This window comes from Pseudonocardia xinjiangensis (assembly GCF_050948425.1).
In the GTDB taxonomy this organism is placed as follows: Bacteria; Actinomycetota; Actinomycetes; order Mycobacteriales; family Pseudonocardiaceae; genus Pseudonocardia; species Pseudonocardia xinjiangensis.
Genome location: NZ_CP192009.1, coordinates 1,303,009 through 1,318,948, shown reverse-complemented (window position 1 = coordinate 1,318,948; position 15,940 = coordinate 1,303,009). Strand labels below are relative to the sequence as shown.

18 protein-coding genes and 1 tRNA gene are annotated in these 15,940 nt (G+C 73.9%); 8 read left to right on the top strand and 11 right to left on the bottom strand.

Translation table 11 applies throughout. The features are described from left to right. Positions 1-9: 9 nt before the first annotated feature. The 5 genes from pdxA to larE form a co-directional block, all read right to left on the bottom strand. Positions 10-1,005, bottom strand: coding sequence for a 4-hydroxythreonine-4-phosphate dehydrogenase PdxA (gene pdxA, locus ACQPZA_RS06380; protein WP_433279220.1), 996 nt, complete (start codon positions 1,003-1,005; stop codon positions 10-12). Further along, on the bottom strand, positions 1,002-2,078 hold the full coding sequence (locus ACQPZA_RS06375) for a four-carbon acid sugar kinase family protein (RefSeq protein ID WP_433279218.1): 1,077 nt from the start codon (positions 2,076-2,078) through the stop codon (positions 1,002-1,004). The genes pdxA and ACQPZA_RS06375 overlap by 4 nt, the downstream gene beginning before the upstream one ends. An 85-nt stretch (positions 2,079-2,163) precedes the next feature. Next, positions 2,164-3,291, bottom strand: coding sequence for a nickel pincer cofactor biosynthesis protein LarC (larC, locus tag ACQPZA_RS06370; RefSeq protein ID WP_433279216.1), 1,128 nt, complete (start codon positions 3,289-3,291; stop codon positions 2,164-2,166). Continuing rightward, a complete protein-coding gene (larB, locus tag ACQPZA_RS06365) occupies positions 3,288-3,953 on the bottom strand; it encodes a nickel pincer cofactor biosynthesis protein LarB (protein ID WP_433279214.1) in 666 nt (221 codons plus the stop codon). Before larB ends, larC begins: the two co-directional genes overlap by 4 nt. Before the next feature lie 10 nt (positions 3,954-3,963). Next, complete coding sequence (gene larE, locus ACQPZA_RS06360) at positions 3,964-4,836, bottom strand: ATP-dependent sacrificial sulfur transferase LarE (RefSeq protein ID WP_433279212.1); 873 nt, start codon at positions 4,834-4,836, stop codon at positions 3,964-3,966. Between the two features lie 179 nt (positions 4,837-5,015). On the opposite strand from larE, the gene ACQPZA_RS06355 reads away from it, so the two are divergent. The 4 genes from ACQPZA_RS06355 to ACQPZA_RS06340 all read left to right on the top strand — a co-directional run bounded on the left by ACQPZA_RS06355 (position 5,016) and on the right by ACQPZA_RS06340 (position 7,955). Beyond that, complete coding sequence (locus tag ACQPZA_RS06355) at positions 5,016-5,414, top strand: STAS domain-containing protein (RefSeq protein WP_433279210.1); 399 nt, start codon at positions 5,016-5,018, stop codon at positions 5,412-5,414. Between the two features lie 65 nt (positions 5,415-5,479). Further along, on the top strand, positions 5,480-5,920 hold the full coding sequence (locus ACQPZA_RS06350; protein WP_312859127.1) for an ATP-binding protein: 441 nt from the start codon (positions 5,480-5,482) through the stop codon (positions 5,918-5,920). Beyond that, positions 5,917-6,696 (top strand): SigB/SigF/SigG family RNA polymerase sigma factor, encoded by a 780-nt coding sequence (locus ACQPZA_RS06345; RefSeq protein WP_169396297.1) that lies wholly within the window; start codon positions 5,917-5,919, stop codon positions 6,694-6,696. The genes ACQPZA_RS06350 and ACQPZA_RS06345 overlap by 4 nt, the downstream gene beginning before the upstream one ends. Before the next feature lie 38 nt (positions 6,697-6,734). Further along, positions 6,735-7,955: an NAD(P)/FAD-dependent oxidoreductase gene (locus ACQPZA_RS06340; RefSeq protein ID WP_433279208.1), complete on the top strand. Its 1,221-nt coding sequence runs from the start codon at positions 6,735-6,737 to the stop codon at positions 7,953-7,955. Positions 7,956-7,974: 19 nt separating this feature from the next. On the opposite strand, the gene ACQPZA_RS06335 is transcribed toward ACQPZA_RS06340, so the two are convergent. Next, positions 7,975-8,196: a DUF3618 domain-containing protein gene (locus ACQPZA_RS06335; RefSeq protein ID WP_169396295.1), complete on the bottom strand. Its 222-nt coding sequence runs from the start codon at positions 8,194-8,196 to the stop codon at positions 7,975-7,977. 141 nt (positions 8,197-8,337) lie between these two features. Between ACQPZA_RS06335 and bcp the strand changes: the two genes are divergently transcribed. Beyond that, entirely contained in the window at positions 8,338-8,805 is a 468-nt protein-coding gene (gene bcp, locus ACQPZA_RS06330) for a thioredoxin-dependent thiol peroxidase (RefSeq protein ID WP_169396294.1), read from the top strand. Here the strand turns inward: bcp and ACQPZA_RS06325 are convergent. Continuing rightward, the gene (locus tag ACQPZA_RS06325) at positions 8,795-10,156 is read right to left on the bottom strand and encodes a 6-phospho-beta-glucosidase (protein ID WP_433279206.1); all 1,362 of its coding nucleotides are present in this window, start codon (positions 10,154-10,156) and stop codon (positions 8,795-8,797) included. The genes bcp and ACQPZA_RS06325 overlap by 11 nt on opposite strands. A gap of 161 nt (positions 10,157-10,317) precedes the next feature. Between ACQPZA_RS06325 and ACQPZA_RS06320 the strand changes: the two genes are divergently transcribed. Together ACQPZA_RS06320 and ACQPZA_RS06315 are read left to right on the top strand one after the other, a co-directional pair. Beyond that, complete coding sequence (locus ACQPZA_RS06320) at positions 10,318-11,505, top strand: PfkB family carbohydrate kinase (protein WP_433279204.1); 1,188 nt, start codon at positions 10,318-10,320, stop codon at positions 11,503-11,505. A gap of 765 nt (positions 11,506-12,270) precedes the next feature. After that, a tRNA-Leu gene (locus ACQPZA_RS06315) sits at positions 12,271-12,345 on the top strand. A gap of 35 nt (positions 12,346-12,380) precedes the next feature. Here ACQPZA_RS06315 and ACQPZA_RS06310 read toward each other — a convergent pair. Then, the gene (locus tag ACQPZA_RS06310; protein WP_433279202.1) at positions 12,381-13,073 is read right to left on the bottom strand and encodes a TVP38/TMEM64 family protein; all 693 of its coding nucleotides are present in this window, start codon (positions 13,071-13,073) and stop codon (positions 12,381-12,383) included. A 126-nt stretch (positions 13,074-13,199) separates the two neighbouring features. Between ACQPZA_RS06310 and pcaC the strand changes: the two genes are divergently transcribed. After that, on the top strand, positions 13,200-13,607 hold the full coding sequence (pcaC, locus tag ACQPZA_RS06305) for a 4-carboxymuconolactone decarboxylase (RefSeq protein ID WP_433279200.1): 408 nt from the start codon (positions 13,200-13,202) through the stop codon (positions 13,605-13,607). 119 nt (positions 13,608-13,726) lie between these two features. On the opposite strand, the gene rdgB is transcribed toward pcaC, so the two are convergent. The 3 genes from rdgB to ACQPZA_RS06290 are packed head-to-tail and all read right to left on the bottom strand — an operon-like array spanning position 13,727 to position 15,935. Then, a complete protein-coding gene (rdgB, locus tag ACQPZA_RS06300) occupies positions 13,727-14,317 on the bottom strand; it encodes an RdgB/HAM1 family non-canonical purine NTP pyrophosphatase (protein ID WP_433279198.1) in 591 nt (196 codons plus the stop codon). Further along, positions 14,314-15,096 carry a ribonuclease PH gene (rph, locus tag ACQPZA_RS06295; RefSeq protein WP_169394746.1) on the bottom strand — a complete coding sequence of 261 codons (783 nt, stop codon included), beginning with the start codon at positions 15,094-15,096 and terminating at the stop codon, positions 14,314-14,316. The genes rdgB and rph overlap by 4 nt, the downstream gene beginning before the upstream one ends. 53 nt (positions 15,097-15,149) lie before the next feature. Next, a complete protein-coding gene (locus ACQPZA_RS06290) occupies positions 15,150-15,935 on the bottom strand; it encodes an MBL fold metallo-hydrolase (RefSeq protein WP_433279195.1) in 786 nt (261 codons plus the stop codon). Positions 15,936-15,940 lie beyond the last annotated feature (5 nt).

Genomic DNA, 15,940 nt, shown 5'->3' with positions numbered 1-15,940 from the left:
TCTCTCCCCTCAGGTACGGGCGGCGGCGCGCGCCTTCGCCATCGCCGCCCCGACCGTGATGGCCTCGACGAGGCTGTCCGCGCTCGCCCGCCCGGTGCCGGCGATGTCGAAGGCCGTGCCGTGGTCGACGCTCGTGCGCACGATCGGCAGCCCGATCGTGGCGTTCACGCCGGTCTCGAAGCCGAGGACCTTCACGGCGATGTGGCCCTGGTCGTGGAACATCGCGATCGCGACGTCGAAGTCGCCCGCGACGGCGCGCCCGAACAGCGTGTCGGCGGGCCACGGGCCGCTGGCGGCGATCCCCTCGGCCTTCGCCTGCTCGATGGCCGGGATGATGACCTGCGCCTCCTCGTCGCCGAACAGGCCGCCCTCGCCTGCGTGCGGGTTGAGGCCCGCGACCCCGACGGACGGCTCGTCGATGCCCATGTCACGCAGCGCGCGGTCGGCGAGCCGGATCGTGGTCAGCACGCGCTCGGTGGTGACGCGCTCGAGCATCTGCCGGATCCCGACGTGCGTGGTGACGTGCACGACCCGCAGCTTCAGCGCGGTGAGCATCATCGCGAAGTCGGTGGTGCCGGTGAGGTCGGCGAGGATCTCCGTGTGGCCGGGGTAGGGGTGCCCGGCGAGCGCGATGGCCTCCTTGTTCAGGGGTGCGGTGACGATGCCGTCGATCTCGCCGGCCAGCGCCAGCGCGACCGCGCGCTCGACACCCTCGAACGCGATCTGGCCCGCCTCGGCGGAGAGCTTCCCCACGGGGACGGCGACGTCGGACGGAACCGCGATCACGTCGAGCGTCCCCGGCTCGAAGCGCGCCTCCGCCGGAGTGGCCACCGCGTGCAGTGCGGGAGCGTCGGCCACCACGGCGGCGGCCGCGCGCAGAGCCTCGAGGCTCCCGATCGCGATGAGCCTCACATCGGCGATCCGCGGGTCACCCGCGGCCTTCAGGGTGACTTCGGGTCCGATTCCTGCCGGATCCCCGACGGTCAGGCCGAGCAGCGGTGTCATGAGCAGTCCTCCAGTGCCTCCGCGGCGCGGCACAGCGCATCGTTCGCACCGAACCCGCCGGATTTGGTGACCGTCGGGATCCGGCGGTCCCCCACCACCATCTCACCCTTCGGCAGCCCCGCCGTCACCTCGGACAACAGGCGCAGTTCGCCCGCTCCGAGTGCCGTCGCCACGCCGAGGGCGGTGGCGCCGCCGGTGAGGACCAGCCCGGCGGACGGCGCCGCGGCGAGTACGTCCGCCGCGGCCTGCGCCAGGTCGACGCCCAGTGCCACCGCCTGAGGGCTGTCCGGTTCGACCTCGCCGGGGACCTCGCTGGTCAGCACGACCCGCCGGCCTGCCCGCAACGCGGCTGCCGCCGTCCCGACCGGGGAGCGGCCCGTGTCGCCGATCACGACGAGCTCGGCCCCGTCCTCGAGGACGCAGGTCGTCTGGGACCTGGTGACCGGGTGCGCCGTGCCGACCACGAGCAGCACGCCCGTGACCGGGCCGCCGCGCTGTGGCGGACGGCCCGGGTGGCCGAGCAGGGCGGCGAGCGCACGGGACAGCCCACCCGACCCGACCGCGACGGACCCGTCCTCGACGATCCGGCGCGCGATGTCCGTCAGGTGGTCGTCGTGCTCGGCGTCGGCCACGTGGACTCCGGGCGGGAAGTGATCCCCGACCCGTTCGACGGTGGTCGCGCCGTGGACCACGAGAGCACCGTCACGGACCGCGCGGCCCTGGGCGGGAAAGGCGGGGGTGGCGACCGCACTGCCGCCGCCCCAGGCGTCCAGCGCGACCTCGACGTCGGCGAGCACCCGCCCGCGCAACGTCGAGTCGATCTTGACGAACAGCATCTCGGGACCCCACTCCCGGATGCGGGAGACCGCGGCCCGCATCCGCTGCGCAGCCTCCGGCGCCGGACGCCAGCGGTTGTCGGTGAGCAGGGCGAGCACCTCGGCATCCCCGGGCAGGGGACCGGACAGTGCGACGGAGACGGCCAGCCCGCGAGCGGCGAAGGGAGCCGCGGCGTCGGCGGCACCGGTCAGGTCGTCGGCGACGACGGCCAGCTGACGGACGGTGCCTGTGGCCACTCGGGCGATGACCTCCGTCGGTCGGGGGCAGCTTCTCATCGAAGCTACGTGCAAGCGCTTTCCGATGTCAACGGGACCGCGGCCACTACTCCGCCGCGGCGGCGTGGGCCCGGCGCGCGACCTCGCGCAGCGGCAGGCCGAGCGCGGTGGCCGCTGCCGCGACGTCGTCGTGCTCCGGCTTGGCGCCCCACGGTCCGTGCTTGACCCGGACCTGCTGCCCGTCGACGTCCACGGTACTCGTGCTGCGGGGCAGGGCCAGCCGGTCGACCGGGCTGCGGCGCAGCCCGAGGCTACCGGTCTCGGCGAACACGATCCGCTCGCAGCCGGCCGCCCGTTCCGGCGTGGTGAGCACGTGGACGGTGTGCGCCGGACGGCCCTTCTTCATCACGATCGGCGAGAGCCACGCGTCCGCAGCGCCCGCGGCCAGCAGCTGCCCGACCAGGTGCCCGAGCACCTCGCCGGTGACGTCGTCGACGTTCGTCTCCAGCAGCACCATCGGGGTGGCGGCGTCCTCGGCGGCGCCGAGCACGGCCTGCAGGACGTTCGGGCGCTCGGGTGGGTTCCTGGTGCCCGCGCCGTACCCCACGGCCCGCAGCGCCATCGTGGGCACGGGCCCGAACCGCGCCCCTGCCGCGAGCAGCAGGGCGGCGCCGGTGGGCGTCACGGTCTCCCCGGTGCCCGCCCCGGTCACCTGCGCACCCGCCGCGGTGAGCAACGCCACCGTGGCGGGCGCCGGGACGGGCAGGACGCCGTGGCGGGTGGAGACGGTGCCGGACCCCAGGGCGAGCGGGCCGCAGTGCACCTCGGTGACGTCGAGCAGCTGCAGCGCCGCCGCGACGCCCACCGTGTCGACCACGGTGTCCAGCCCACCGATCTCGTGCAGGTGGACCTCGGCGGGGTCGCTGTCGTGGATCCCCGCCTCCACCTCGGCGACGGCCCGCACGGCCCGTTCGGCCAGCGGGGTCCCGGCCCGCTCCACGTGCGCCAGCAGCGCGGCCGCGCTGCGCTCGGTGGCGTCGTCGGAGACGGTGACCACGGCCCTGGTCGCGCCCACGGCCCCGCGTGTCACCCGCTCGGCGTCGAGGCTCCAGCCGGAGAGACCGGTTCGCGCCACGGCCTCCCGGATCCCGTCGAGCGGGGCACCCAGGTCCAGCAGGGCGCCGAGCAGCATGTCACCGGAGATGCCGCTGACGGGGTTGAGCCAGAGGATCACCGGGAGCCCGCCATCCGGTGCGCGGCCACCGCAGCACCGAACCCGGAGTCGATGTTCACCACGACGAGACCCGGAGCACAGGAGCTGAGCATGGCGAGCAGCGGCGTGACGCCCTCGAACGTCGCCCCGTACCCCACCGAGGTGGGCACGGCGATCACCGGGCAGCCGACGAGCCCGCCCACCACGCTCGGCAGGGCGCCCTCCATCCCGGCGATGCAGATCACGGCGTCGGCCCCTGCCAGTACCTCGACCTCGGCCAGCAGCCGGTGGATGCCGGCGACGCCGACGTCACGCAGCTCACGAACGTCGAGGCCGACGGCACCGGCCACCGCGGCCGCCTCGGCCGCCACCGGCGCGTCGGAGGTGCCGGCAGAGACGACGACCACACGGAACGCGCGCCGCGGCGCGGGCCGCCACACGAGCAGGCGGGCGGCCGGGTCGTGCTCCCCACCGGGAACGGCGGCGCCGACCGCAGCAGCGACCTCGTCGGAGAGCCTGGTCACGAGCACCGGGCCGGTGTTGGCGGCGAGCAGGGACCGCACGACGCCGATGATCTGCTCGGACGTCTTGCCGGGGCCGTAGACCACCTCCGGCAGGCCGAGCCGCCGTTCGCGGCCCGTGTCGGCCCTGGCGTAGCCCAGATCCTCGAAACCGTCGGTCATGGCCGGCCGGTCATCGGCCGGTCGGCATGACGGCCGGCTGGGCCGGCATGCCGAGCAGGACGTTCATCCGGCCGCTCGCGAACCCCTGCAGGTCCAGCGCGCAGAACTCGAACCCGGCCGTGCGGACGGCCGCGTCCAGCTCCGCACGCAGCGCTGCGGCGCGTGGCACCTCGTCGGCGGGAACCTCGATCCTCGCGACCGAGCCACCGCTGTGGGCCCGCACCCGGCAGACCGGGAACCCCAGCGCCCGCACCTCGACCTCGGCCTGCTCGATGCGATGCAGCAGGCCGGGCGTCACCGGCTCCCCGTACGCCACCCGTGAGGAGAGGCACGCCGCCGCCGGCTTCTCCGCGGTGACCAGCCCCATGGCCGCACTCACCCGGCGGACCTCGGCCTTGCCGAACCCGGTGTCGACGAGCGGCGCGATCGCCCCGCGCGCGGTGGCGGCCCGCTGGCCGGGCCGGTGGTCGCCCAGGTCGTCGAGGTTCGTGCCGAGCGCGATGCGCGCCCCCGACAGCGCGGCGAGGGGCGCGAGCGCGTCGAACAGCGCGGACTTGCAGTGGAAGCAGCGGTCGCCGGAGTTGGCGACGTACTCGGGACGGTCGAGCTCGTCGGTGTCCACCTCCACGTGCGCCATGCCCCGGCCGCGGGCGAACTCCTTCGCTGCCGCGCGCTCCGCGCGGGGCAGGCTGGCCGAGACGGCCGTGACCGCCACGGCCCGCTCCCCCAGCTCCTCGGCCGCCACCGCGGCCACGAGTGCCGAGTCGACCCCGCCCGAGAACGCCACGAGCAGCCGTTGTTCGCTGCGCAGCCGACCCCGCAGAGCGGTGAGCAGGGCGTCGTCCGGTTGCTGCGGATGCATCGCGTCACTGTAGGTGCGCATCGTCCGCACCCACCACCGGACGGTGGAGCGGTGTGCCCCCGCCCCCGGACGCCGGGGTAGGGTCGACCCGACGACGCCCCGACCCCAACCGTTCGACGCCGGGGTTCCACCGGAGCTCCGGACGGGTCCTGCCCGATCCGCACCGGGGCAGCATCCGACCGGCGCCGGAGGTGGAGAACATGCCCGACCCCGCACCACCCGGCTCGGAAGCGACCGCTTCCGACACCGCGAGTGAGTTCCTCGACACCACCATCACGCGGCCCCGCACCGGCACCGCCGTCCTCGAGGTGGAGGGCGAGGTCGACACCCTCACCGCCCCCCGGTTCTCGTCCGCAGTGGACGAACTGATGAGCAGCCACGAGCCCACGCTCGTCGTCGACCTCAGCGGTGTGACGTTCCTGGCGTCCAGCGGACTGGCCGTTCTCATCCAGGCCGCGCGCCGGGCGGAGGAGCGCAGTGCGAGACTGCGCCTGGTGGCCGCCACCCGGGCCGTGCGGCGACCGTTGGAGATCACCGGCACCGACCAGCTGTTCGACATGCACGAGAACGTGCACGACGCGACCGGCGGCGACGATTGATCCCCCAGACCCCGGGTAGCAAGATGACCGACGTTCACCGCACGACCGGAAGGAGACCCGGCAGCGTGTCCGACCTGGACGGCCCCTCGCCCGCCGAAACGCTCGACGGGGCCTCGACCGTCGAGGTGCGGACGACGGCCAGCGCCGCGCTGATCCCGACGATCCGCGCCGTCGCCTCCGACCTGGCCGCGCGGGCGGACTTCGACCTCGACGCCATCTCCGACCTGCGGATGGCCGTGGACGAGGCCTGCGCAACGCTCGTCGACGTCGCCGCACCGTCGTCGACACTGCAGTGCACCTTCCTGGTGCGCTCCGAGCGCATCGAGGTGCGGGCGGTGGTCCAGGCCGGGCACCCCGATGCCGAGGTCTCCACCGACACGTTCGGCTGGCGCGTGCTGCAGACCCTCGCCGACGACGTCGCCGTGTCCCACGAGCCGGGCACCGGCGGAGCGGGGCCGACGGTCGGCATCCGCCTGGACAAGCGCTCCGGCGATCTACCCCGGTGACCAGGGCCGATCCCGAGTACGGCCACCTCGCTCCCCTGCTCGAGCGCTACTCGACGCTGGAGCCGGACCACCCGGAACGCGAGGCGCTGCGCGAGGAGCTCGTGCGGGGATTCCTGCCGGTGGCGCAGCACATCGCCCGCCGCTTCTCCAACCGCGGTGAGCCGCTCGACGACCTCGTGCAGGTGGCGACCGTCGGTCTGATCAACGCCATCGACCGGTACTCCCCGGAGCGGGGCAGCGACTTCTTCTCCTTCGCCGTGCCCACGATCAGCGGCGAGGTCCGCAGGCACTTCCGCGACCTCGGCTGGTCGATGCGCGTGCCGCGCCGGCTCAAGGACCTCCACGTGTCGATCAACGGCGCGGTGTCGGAGCTGTCACAGAACCTCGGTCGTGCACCGAAGCCCACCGAGATCGCCGAGCTGCTCGGCGTCCCGGTCTCGGACGTGCTGGAGGGGCTGGAGGCCTCCGAGGCCTACCGCAGCTCGTCGCTGGACGAGATGCTCTCGTCCGAGCAGGGCAGCGCCACCGTCGGCGAGCTGGTCGGCGAGGCCGACGCCGAGCTGGACCGCGTCGACTTCCGGCAGGCGCTGCGTCCGGTGCTGTCCGAGCTCGCCGAACGCGAGCGCACCATCGTCCTGCTGCGGTTCTTCGGCAACATGACGCAGACGCAGATCGCCGACCGGGTCGGGATCTCGCAGATGCACGTGTCCCGGTTGCTGGCCCAGACCCTCGACCGACTCCGCACCCGGCTGGACCCCGAGACCCGCGTCAGCTGACGTGTTCGTCGGCATCGTTTCTGCGGAGGGGGCAGATCATGACCGGTCAACCTGAGCACGTGATGGTCGTCGGGGCGGGCCTCGCCGGCCTGCGCACCGTCGAGCAACTCCGTTCGGCAGGGTTCCAGGGGCGGATCAGCCTCGTGGGCGCGGAGCCGCACGCCCCCTACGACCGGCCGCCGCTGTCCAAACAGATCCTCACCGGCGACTGGGAGCCGGAGCGGATCGTGCTGGCCCAGCTCGACACGCTCGAGGACCTGGGGGTCCGCGTGCACCTGGGGATGGAGGCGGTGGCGCTGCGGCCCGGCGACGGCGGCAGCGGATGGGACCGGGGAGCCCCCGGCCACGAGCTGGAGCTGTCCGACGGCGCCACGCTCCACGGGGACGCCGTGGTGATCGCCACCGGGCTCGCGGCGAGGACGCTGCCCGGCCAGCCCGCCCACGTCTACACCCTGCGGACGCTGGACGACGCGCTCGCGCTGCGCGACACCCTGACCAGGATCGAGTCGCTGCTCGTTGTGGGCGGCGGGTTCATCGGCGCGGAGGTGGCCACCGCGGCCGTACAGCGCGGGATCGCCGTGACCGTGCTGGAGGGGCTGCCGGTGGTGCTCGCCCGCGCGCTGGGGCCCGACGTCGGGGCGCTCGCCGGGCGGCTGTTCACCGAGGGCGGGGTCGACCTGCACACCGGCGTGGCACTCACCGGGTTCACCGAACCGGCCGGTCCGGGCGTCGCGGTGGAGCTGGCAGACGGAACGACCCGTTCCGCGGACGCCGCCGTGGTCGGGATCGGCGGGGTGCCGCGGGTCGACTGGCTGGCCGACACCGGGATCGACCTCTCCAACGGGCTGGCCTGCGGGCCCACTGGGCGGATCCACGGTCTCGACGCGGCATGGGCCGTGGGCGACGTCGCCGCGTGGGACGACCCGGTGCACGGCGAGCGGTACCGGGACGAGCACTGGACGAGCGCCTCGGACCAGGCCGCCATGGCGGCGCGGGACATCCTGGGTGCCGCTCCACCACCTGCGACCGTGCCCTACTTCTGGTCCGACCAGTTCGGGCTCAAGATCCAGCTGCTCGGCCGCCCGGAGCTGGCCGACGCCGTCGTACAGCTGCACGGCACGGGTTTCGACGGCGGCCCCGTGCGGGGCACCGTCGCCGGCTACTTCGACGGCGACCGGCTGATGGCGGTGGTCGGCTTCGGGGCGGCCCGGATCGTCACCCGCTACCGCATGCAGGTGGCCGAGGCCGCGGTCGTCTAGATCCCGGCAGGAGCCCCGGTCAGCGGAAGAGGCGGCGGATCATCGCAACGGCGATCAGCGCGCCCACCGCCATGAGGCCGTAGCGGATCCGCGGGTCGGTGAGCTGCTCCTGCACGCTCTCCCGGCCGGCGTCCACCAGACGCTTCGGGTGGGCCCGCTCCCCCAGCGCGTCCAGGCTGTCGGCGAGCGCGTCCCTGGCCTGCTCGATCTCGCGCTGGATGGTGTCCGGGTCGCGCGCCACGATGCCTCCTACTGCTGTTCGCACTGTCACGACGAAGGTGCCACGACGAAGCTGTCACCGTAGATCACGCCTGCTCCGCCGGTGGGAGCGGCCGGGCGGGTCGGCGCGGCGCCCCCCGGCCGTGGTGCCAGTATCGCCGTCATGAGCACTCGACTGGCGGTGGGCGACGCCGCCCCGGACTTCACGCTTCCCGACGCCGACGGCAAGCCGGTGTCGCTGTCGGACTACCGCGGACGCCGGGTCATCGTCTACTTCTACCCCGCGGCGAGCACCCCCGGCTGCACCAAGCAGGCGTGCGACTTCCGCGACAGCCTCGCCGACCTCGGCGACGCGGGGCTCGAGGTCATCGGCATCTCGCCGGACAAGCAGGCCAAGCTCGCGAAGTTCCGCGACGCGGAGGGCCTGACCTTCCCCCTGCTGTCCGACCCCGACCGGGAGGTGCTCACCGCCTGGGGCGTCTACGGGGAGAAGCAGATGTACGGCAAGACCATCACGGGCGTGATCCGCTCGACGTTCCTGGTCGATCCGGACGGGAAGATCGAGCAGGCCCTGTACAACGTGCGCGCCTCCGGGCACGTGGCCAAGCTGCGTCGCGACCTCAAGGTCTGACCCCGGCGCCGAGCACCGCCGCCACCCCGGGCAGCTCCGCCCGGTAGGCGGCCACGAGGTCACGGGCGACGGCCACGGAGTCCACCAGCGGGTGCCCGGCGAAGGCCCGCACCGCCAGCGCGGCCGACCCCGTGACGGCGGCCTCGATGGTGTCCTGCTCCACCGCCTTGACCTGCTGCAGGAGCCCGAGCATCGATCCCGGCAACGGGTCGGTGGCCAGCGGTGTGACGCCGTGCGGGCCGACGAGGCAGGGCACCTCCACCACCGCATCGGCCGGCAGCCCGGGCACCGTCGCGCCGTTGCGGACGTTCAGGATCAGGGTGCGGCCGGCCCCGCCGGACAGGGCGGCCATCAGCTCCAGCGCCACCTGCTGGTAGCCCCCGACCGCCATGTCGGCGGCCTCCCGCTCGCCTGCTCCGCTCGCCCGGCGGCTCTCCGCCATGTACGTGGCGTCGCGCTCGTCCCGCACCTGCCTCCACCGCAGCAGCGCGTCGCCGGGGTCGGTGGCGGCCGCGGTGTCGTAGAAGCGCGCCTGCTGCTCGTGGAGGAACTCGCCGCGGGTGCGGGGTGCCGACCGGATCGCCGCCACGGCCTCCCGCGCGCAGTAGTAGTAGTACAGGTACTCGTTGGGCAGCGCCCCGATCGCGCGTGCCCAGTCCGGGCCCACGAGCCGTACCTCCTCGATCGACCGCAGCGCGGCGTCGTCGGCGAGCAGGTCCGGGAGCCGGTCGACCCCGTCCACCCGCAGCGCCCGCAGCCAGCCGAGATGGTTCAGGCCCACGTAGCCGACGCTCAGGGAGTCGCCGACGTCGACGCCCATCCCCTGGATCGCGCGGACCGCCCGGTGCGCGAGTCCGACGGGCGAGTCGCAGATGCCCACCACCCGCTCGCCGAGCACCCGCTGCATCGCCTCGGTGATCATCCCGGCCGGGTTGGTGAAGTTGATGACCCACGCCTGCGGCGCCACGTCGGCCACCCGCTCCGCCACGCGCATCGCCACCGGCACCGTACGCAGCCCGAAGGCGATGCCGCCCGCACCGGTGGTCTCCTGACCCAGCACCCCGTGGGCCAACGCGACACGCTCGTCCACGGTGCGCCCGGCCGCCCCGTCCACCCGGATCGCCGAGAACACGAACCGGGCGCCGTCCAGTGCGTCGTCGAGACGGGTCGTGGTGCGCACGGCCGGGGCTCCCGGACCGGACAGCTGGGCCAGCACGGCGCGGATCGCGGCCAGCCGCGGCTCCGACACGTCGTGCAGGACGACCTCGGTGACCGGCGAACCCCCCGCCGCCAGCGCGGCGTACACCAGGGGCACCCGGAAGCCGCCTCCGCCGAGGATGGTGAGCCTCACGCGATCGCCTGCCGGGACGGAACCACGCGCCGACGGTAACGCAGGGCGTCCTGCCGTCCGAGTGAGCGAAGCCACACCCCGGGCGCGGTCGCATTGCCACGCGCGAGGACCGGACGGCACTATCCGAAGAGCCAGGTTTTCTGGAGGGGGATGAGTTCGCTGTGAGCAGCGCAGCGCGCGACGCGCTGCCCGAGCCGGAGGCATCTGCGGCCGGGCCGCTCACCACGCCGCACGAAGCGGTCTGGTGGGACCCCCTCGTCGACGTCCGGGACGGCAACTGGCCCAGCGTGGACGTGTTCATGTCCGGCACGGTCTTCCTCGACATCGTGTTCACCGGCCTGCCCGCACTCCCCGAGGCGGGCACCGAGGTCTGGGCCGCGGGAATGGCGTCGTGCCCCGGCGGAATCGCCAACCTGGCCGTCGCCGCCTCCCGGCTCGGGCTGCGCACCAGCCTCGCGGCAGGCTTCGGCGACGACGTCTACGCCGACTTCTGCTGGCGCACGCTCGCCGAGCAGGAGCGGGTCGACCTGAGTTCGTCGCGGCAGTTCGCGGGGTGGCACTCCCCCGTCACGGTCTCGATGGCCGTGCAGCGCGACCGCAGCATGGTCACCCACGCGCACAGCATCCCGATCACCGGTGACGCCCTGATCGGCACGCCGCCGCCGTCCCGCGCGGTGATCACCAGCATCGGCGGCGGTGCCGCCGACCCCGTCCTGCCCACCTGGGTGGCCCGCGCGCGGGAGAACGGCGCGATGATCTTCGCCGACGCGGGCTGGGACCCCACCGGCGTCTGGGACCCCGCCCTGTTCTCCTCGCTCGCCGGCTGCGACGCGTTCATGCCGAACGCTGTGGAGGCCATGAGCTACACCCGCACCGACAGCCCCCGCGACGCGCTGTACAAGCTCGCCGGGCACGTGCCGCTCGCCGTGGTCACCTGCGGCGGCGACGGTGCGATGGCCATCGACGCGGCCACCGGCGAGGAGGCCTCGGTCCCCGCGCTGCCGGTCGACGCCCTCGACCCCACCGGAGCAGGCGACGTCTTCGGTGCCGCACTGGTGCTGGGCACCATCGCGGGCTGGCCCCTCGAACACCGGCTGCTGTTCGCCGGGGTGTCCGCCGCGCTCGCCGTGCACGAGTTCGGCGGCTCGCTCGCCGCCCCCGGCTGGGGCGACATCAGGGACTGGTGGCAGGGAGTGGAGACCCAGGCTGCCGCGGGCCACCGCGGAGCCACCGAGCTCCGGAGCCGCTACGGCTTCCTCGACGACCTGGTGCCCCGCACCCACGTCTGCGGCGTCCGCCGCGCGGCCGCCACGATCGCCCGCCAGTCGGACCTGACCCGCCCCGCCTGACCCCCGCCCGGCCGAAGATCGCCGCGAGATCGCGCTCCGCGCCCTCGCGGGGGCGCACTGACGGATCTCGCCGCGATCATGACTGGTTCCGACCGGTTCCGAACATATGTTCGATATGATCTCCTCTGCCGCGCGCCCGACGTTGGACCGACGAGCAGCTCGCCGAAGCCGTTGCCGCCGCCCGCACCCTGAGTGAGGTCTGCCGGCTGCTCGGGCTGCAGCCGGGCAAGTACGACGTGCTCCGCAGGCACATCCGCCGCCTCGGCCTGGACGCCTCGCACATACCGCGGGCTGCCGTCGGCTCGCCGCGCACGAACCGCGGCTGGTCCGAGAGCGACCTGGCGGCGGCGGTCGCGACCAGCGACTCGGTCTCGGAGGTCAGTCGCCGCCTGGGCTACTCGCCGAACGGCGGGGTCCACCGGATGATCGTCGGACGCATCCGCACGTCCGGCCTCGACACCTCCCACTTCACCGGCACCCGATGGGCCCACGGGCGCACGCTGCCCCGAAGATCGATCCCCCTGGACGAGATCCTCGTCGAGCGCTCGACCTACCGCACCAACTCTCGGCTGCGCCGACGGCTGGTCGCAGCAGGCCTACTCACGGCGGAATGTGCAGAATGCGGGCTTTCCTCCTGGCGAGGCAGACCGCTCCCACTCCACCTGGATCACATCAATGGGGACCACACCGACAATCGGTTCGAGAACCTCCGTATCCTGTGCCCCAACTGCCACTCCCAGACCGAGACCTGGTGTGGTGGCGCCCGCCGGCGTAGCCCAACTGGCAGGAGGCCCTCCGTTTAGGGCGGAGACAGTGTGGGTTCGAATCCCACCGCCGGCACGCTCCCCCACCGACCCGCACGGTGGGGGCAGCGGCTATCCCGCCTGTTCCAGGCCGGGTTCGCGCTGCGCCGGAGCCGGATCCGGAGCCGGTTCCACCGGGGCCGGGTGGCGGCGCGCCACCACCAGGGCCCCGGCCAGCCCCAGCAGCCCGGACACCACCGACACGGCGAACATCGCGGGGTGCGGGCTACCGCCCACCGCCGCGTCCCCCAGCACCACGATCGCGATCGTGCCGGGGAACACCCCGAGCACCGTGCCCAGCAGGTACGGCAGGAACCGCACGCCGGAGAGGGCGGAGGCGTAGTTCATCGCCGCGAACGGCACGGCCGGGATCAGGCGCAGGGACACCACCGCGAGCAGCCCGCTGTGGTCGAGCCGTTCGCGGATCCACATGATCCCGCGCCGGTGGGCATGCCGCTCCACCAGCCGCCCGCCGACCATCCGCACCAGCCAGTAGGCGAGCACCGCGGCCAGCGCCGTGCCGGCCACGGTGAGCAGCACCCCCAGTACGGAACCGAACAGCACCCCGGCGGCCACGGTGAACACCGTGCGCGGCACCGGCGTGATGGTGACCGCCCCCTGGAGCAGCACGAACAGCACCGGCGCCCACAGGCCCGCGTCCTGCACGGTCCGGCGCACGTCGGGGATCCCGTCGCGCAGGAAGAAGACGGCGACACCGGCGACCACCAGCACGGCAGCGCCCGCGGCGACCCTCCTCCATGTCATGTGTCCGACGGTACCGACGGGCGCGGCCGGCCTGTCACCACGGGGTGACGCGCCACGAGCCGGCCACCGGGGCGACACCACGGTGTCACCGAGCCGCTCCTGCCGCGGCGGCTACCGTGAACGATCGTGACGACCGAGCAGCCGCAACCGCCCGCTCTCGACCTCGACCCGGACGGGCTCGCCGTGCGCCGCGAGGTGCTCGGGCCCGACCACGTGGATGCGGCACTGTCCCGTGCCGACGACATCACGGCCGAGTTCCAGGAGATGATCACCCGCTACGCGTGGGGCCACATCTGGACCAGGCCGGGGCTCGACCGGCGGATGCGCAGCGCGATCACGATCACCGCCCTCGTCGCGCACGGGCACTACGCCGAGCTGGAGCTGCACCTGCGGGCCGCGCTGCGCAACGGCCTCACCAAGGCGGAGATCGTCGAGGTGCTGCTGCAGAGCGCGATCTACTGCGGGGTGCCCGCGGCCAACTCGGCCTTCGGCGTGGCCCGCCGCATCCTGAACGAGGAAGCCCCGCCCTCCTGACCCGCCGAGCCGCCCGACCCCCGCGAGTCGCCCGTTCCCGCCCCGCGAGTCGCCCGCTTCCACCCCGCGAGTCGCCCGTTCTCGGTCCGCGAGTCGGCCCCGCCGACCGGGTGCGGGTCTCAGGTGAGGTCGCGCAGGTGCGGGATCAGGGCGCGCAGGGCACGGCCGCGGTGTGAGGCCGCGTCCTTCTCCTGGGGGCTCAGCTCGGCCGAGGTGCGCTGCTCCCCGTCGGGCACGAAGATCGGGTCGTAGCCGAACCCTCCGGAGCCCCGCGGCTCGCGGACGATCCGGCCGGTCCACTCGCCGTGCACCACGGTCTCGAGGCCGCCGGGCACCACGAGCGCCGCCGCGCAGACGAACGCCGCGCCCATCCGCTCGTCGGGGACGTCGGCGAGCTGGCCGAGCAGCAGCTTCAGGTTGGCCTCGTCGTCCCCGTGCCGGCCCGCCCAGCGGGCGGAGAGCACACCGGGCATGCCGTTCAGCGCGTCGACGGCGAGCCCCGAGTCGTCGGCGACGGACGGGAGCCCGGTGGCCGTCGCGGCGTCGCGGGCCTTCGCGAGTGCGTTCTCCGCGAACGTCGCCCCGGTCTCGGGGGCGTCGGGGAACTCCGGGACGTCGGCGAGCCCGACCACCTCGACCGGCCCGTCCGCGAGCATCCGCCGCAGCTCGGCCAGCTTGCCGGCGTTGCGGGTGGCGACCAGTACCTTCACGACTGCTCCGGCAGCGTGCCGGGGTAGGGCTCGGCGAGGACGGCGGCCTGCAGGTCGGAGAGCTGCCGGATGCCGGCGAGCGCCACGTCGAGCATGGAGTCGAGCGTGCGCCGCGTGAACGTGGCGCCCTCGCCGGTGCCCTGCACCTCGATGAGGGTGCCGGTGTCGGTGGCGACGACGTTCGTGTCGACCTCGGCGCGGGAGTCCTCCTCGTAGGGCAGGTCCAGACGGACGCGCCCGTCGACCACACCCACGCTCACTGCGGCGACGCGGCAGGACAGCGGCTTGGGGTCGGCGAGGCTGCCGCGTGCGCCGAGCCAGGTGATGGCGTCGGCCAGCGCGACGTAGGCGCCGGTGATCGCCGCGGTGCGCGTGCCGCCGTCGGCCTGCAGGACGTCGCAGTCGAGCGCGATGGTGTTCTCGCCGAGAGCGGCCAGGTCGATGCACGCCCGCAGCGAGCGGCCGATCAGCCTGCTGATCTCGTGGGTCCGCCCGCCGATGCGTCCCTTGACCGACTCACGGTCGCTGCGGGTGTTGGTGGCCGAGGGCAGCATCGCGTACTCCGCGGTGACCCAGCCGAGACCGGAGCCCTTGCGCCAGCGGGGCACCCCTTCGGTGACGCTCGCCGCGCACAGCACCTTGGTGTCGCCGAACTCGACGAGCACCGATCCCGCGGGATGCTTCTGGAACCCGCGGGTGATCGTCACCGGCCGTAGCTGGTCGTCCGACCGTCCATCTGCCCTGGTCCCGTCCTGGGGGGTGCCATCCGTTCGCGTCACCGGGCCAGCTTAGGTCGCCGGTCGGGTAACCCCGGCGTCAGATCGGACGGGGGTCAGATCGCGTAGGCGGCATCGGGCGCCACCAGCTCGACGGGCCCGCTGAACGCGGCCTTGGCCTCGGCGAGCAGCTGGTCGCCATCGAACCAGGCCGGGACGTGCGTCAGCAGCAGCCGCCCGACGCCGGCCGCCTCCGCGTGCTCACCCGCCTGCCGCCCCGACAGGTGCACCCCGGGCGGCGGTTGCTCCCACCACTCGGTGACGTGGGGCCACGTGGCCTCGCAGAGCAGCACGTCGGCGCCGCGGGCGAGCTCGACGAGGCCGTCGCACGGGCCGGTGTCGCCGCTGTAGACGAGGCTGCGCCCGCCGTGCTCCAGCCGCAGCGCGTACGCCTCGCACGGGTGGTCCACCAGCCCGGACCGCACCGCGACCCCGGCCACCGTGACGTTCCCGCCGTCGGACAGCGGGTGGAAGGTGAAGACGTCACCGAGGTCGGTGGCAGCGCGCTCGGCCGCCGACGGCGCGTAGGCCGCGGCGAACCGGTCGGGCGCCTCGGCGGGGGCGTGCACGGGCAGGGGCCGGGTGGTGGGGTCGAACGGCGGACGCGGATGGAAGCGGCGGTGCACGACGAGCGACGCGAAGTCGGCGCAGTGGTCGGGGTGCAGGTGGCTGAACAGCACGCCGTCGAGTGCCCACGGGTCGAGGTGGCGTTGCAGCGCACTGAGCGTGCCGTTGCCGAGGTCCATCACCAGCCGCGTGTCGCCGGCTTCGACGAGGTAGCCCGACGCCGGCGAGTCCGGGCCCGGGCCGCTCCCGGAGCAGCCAAGCACGATCACCCTCATGGGCT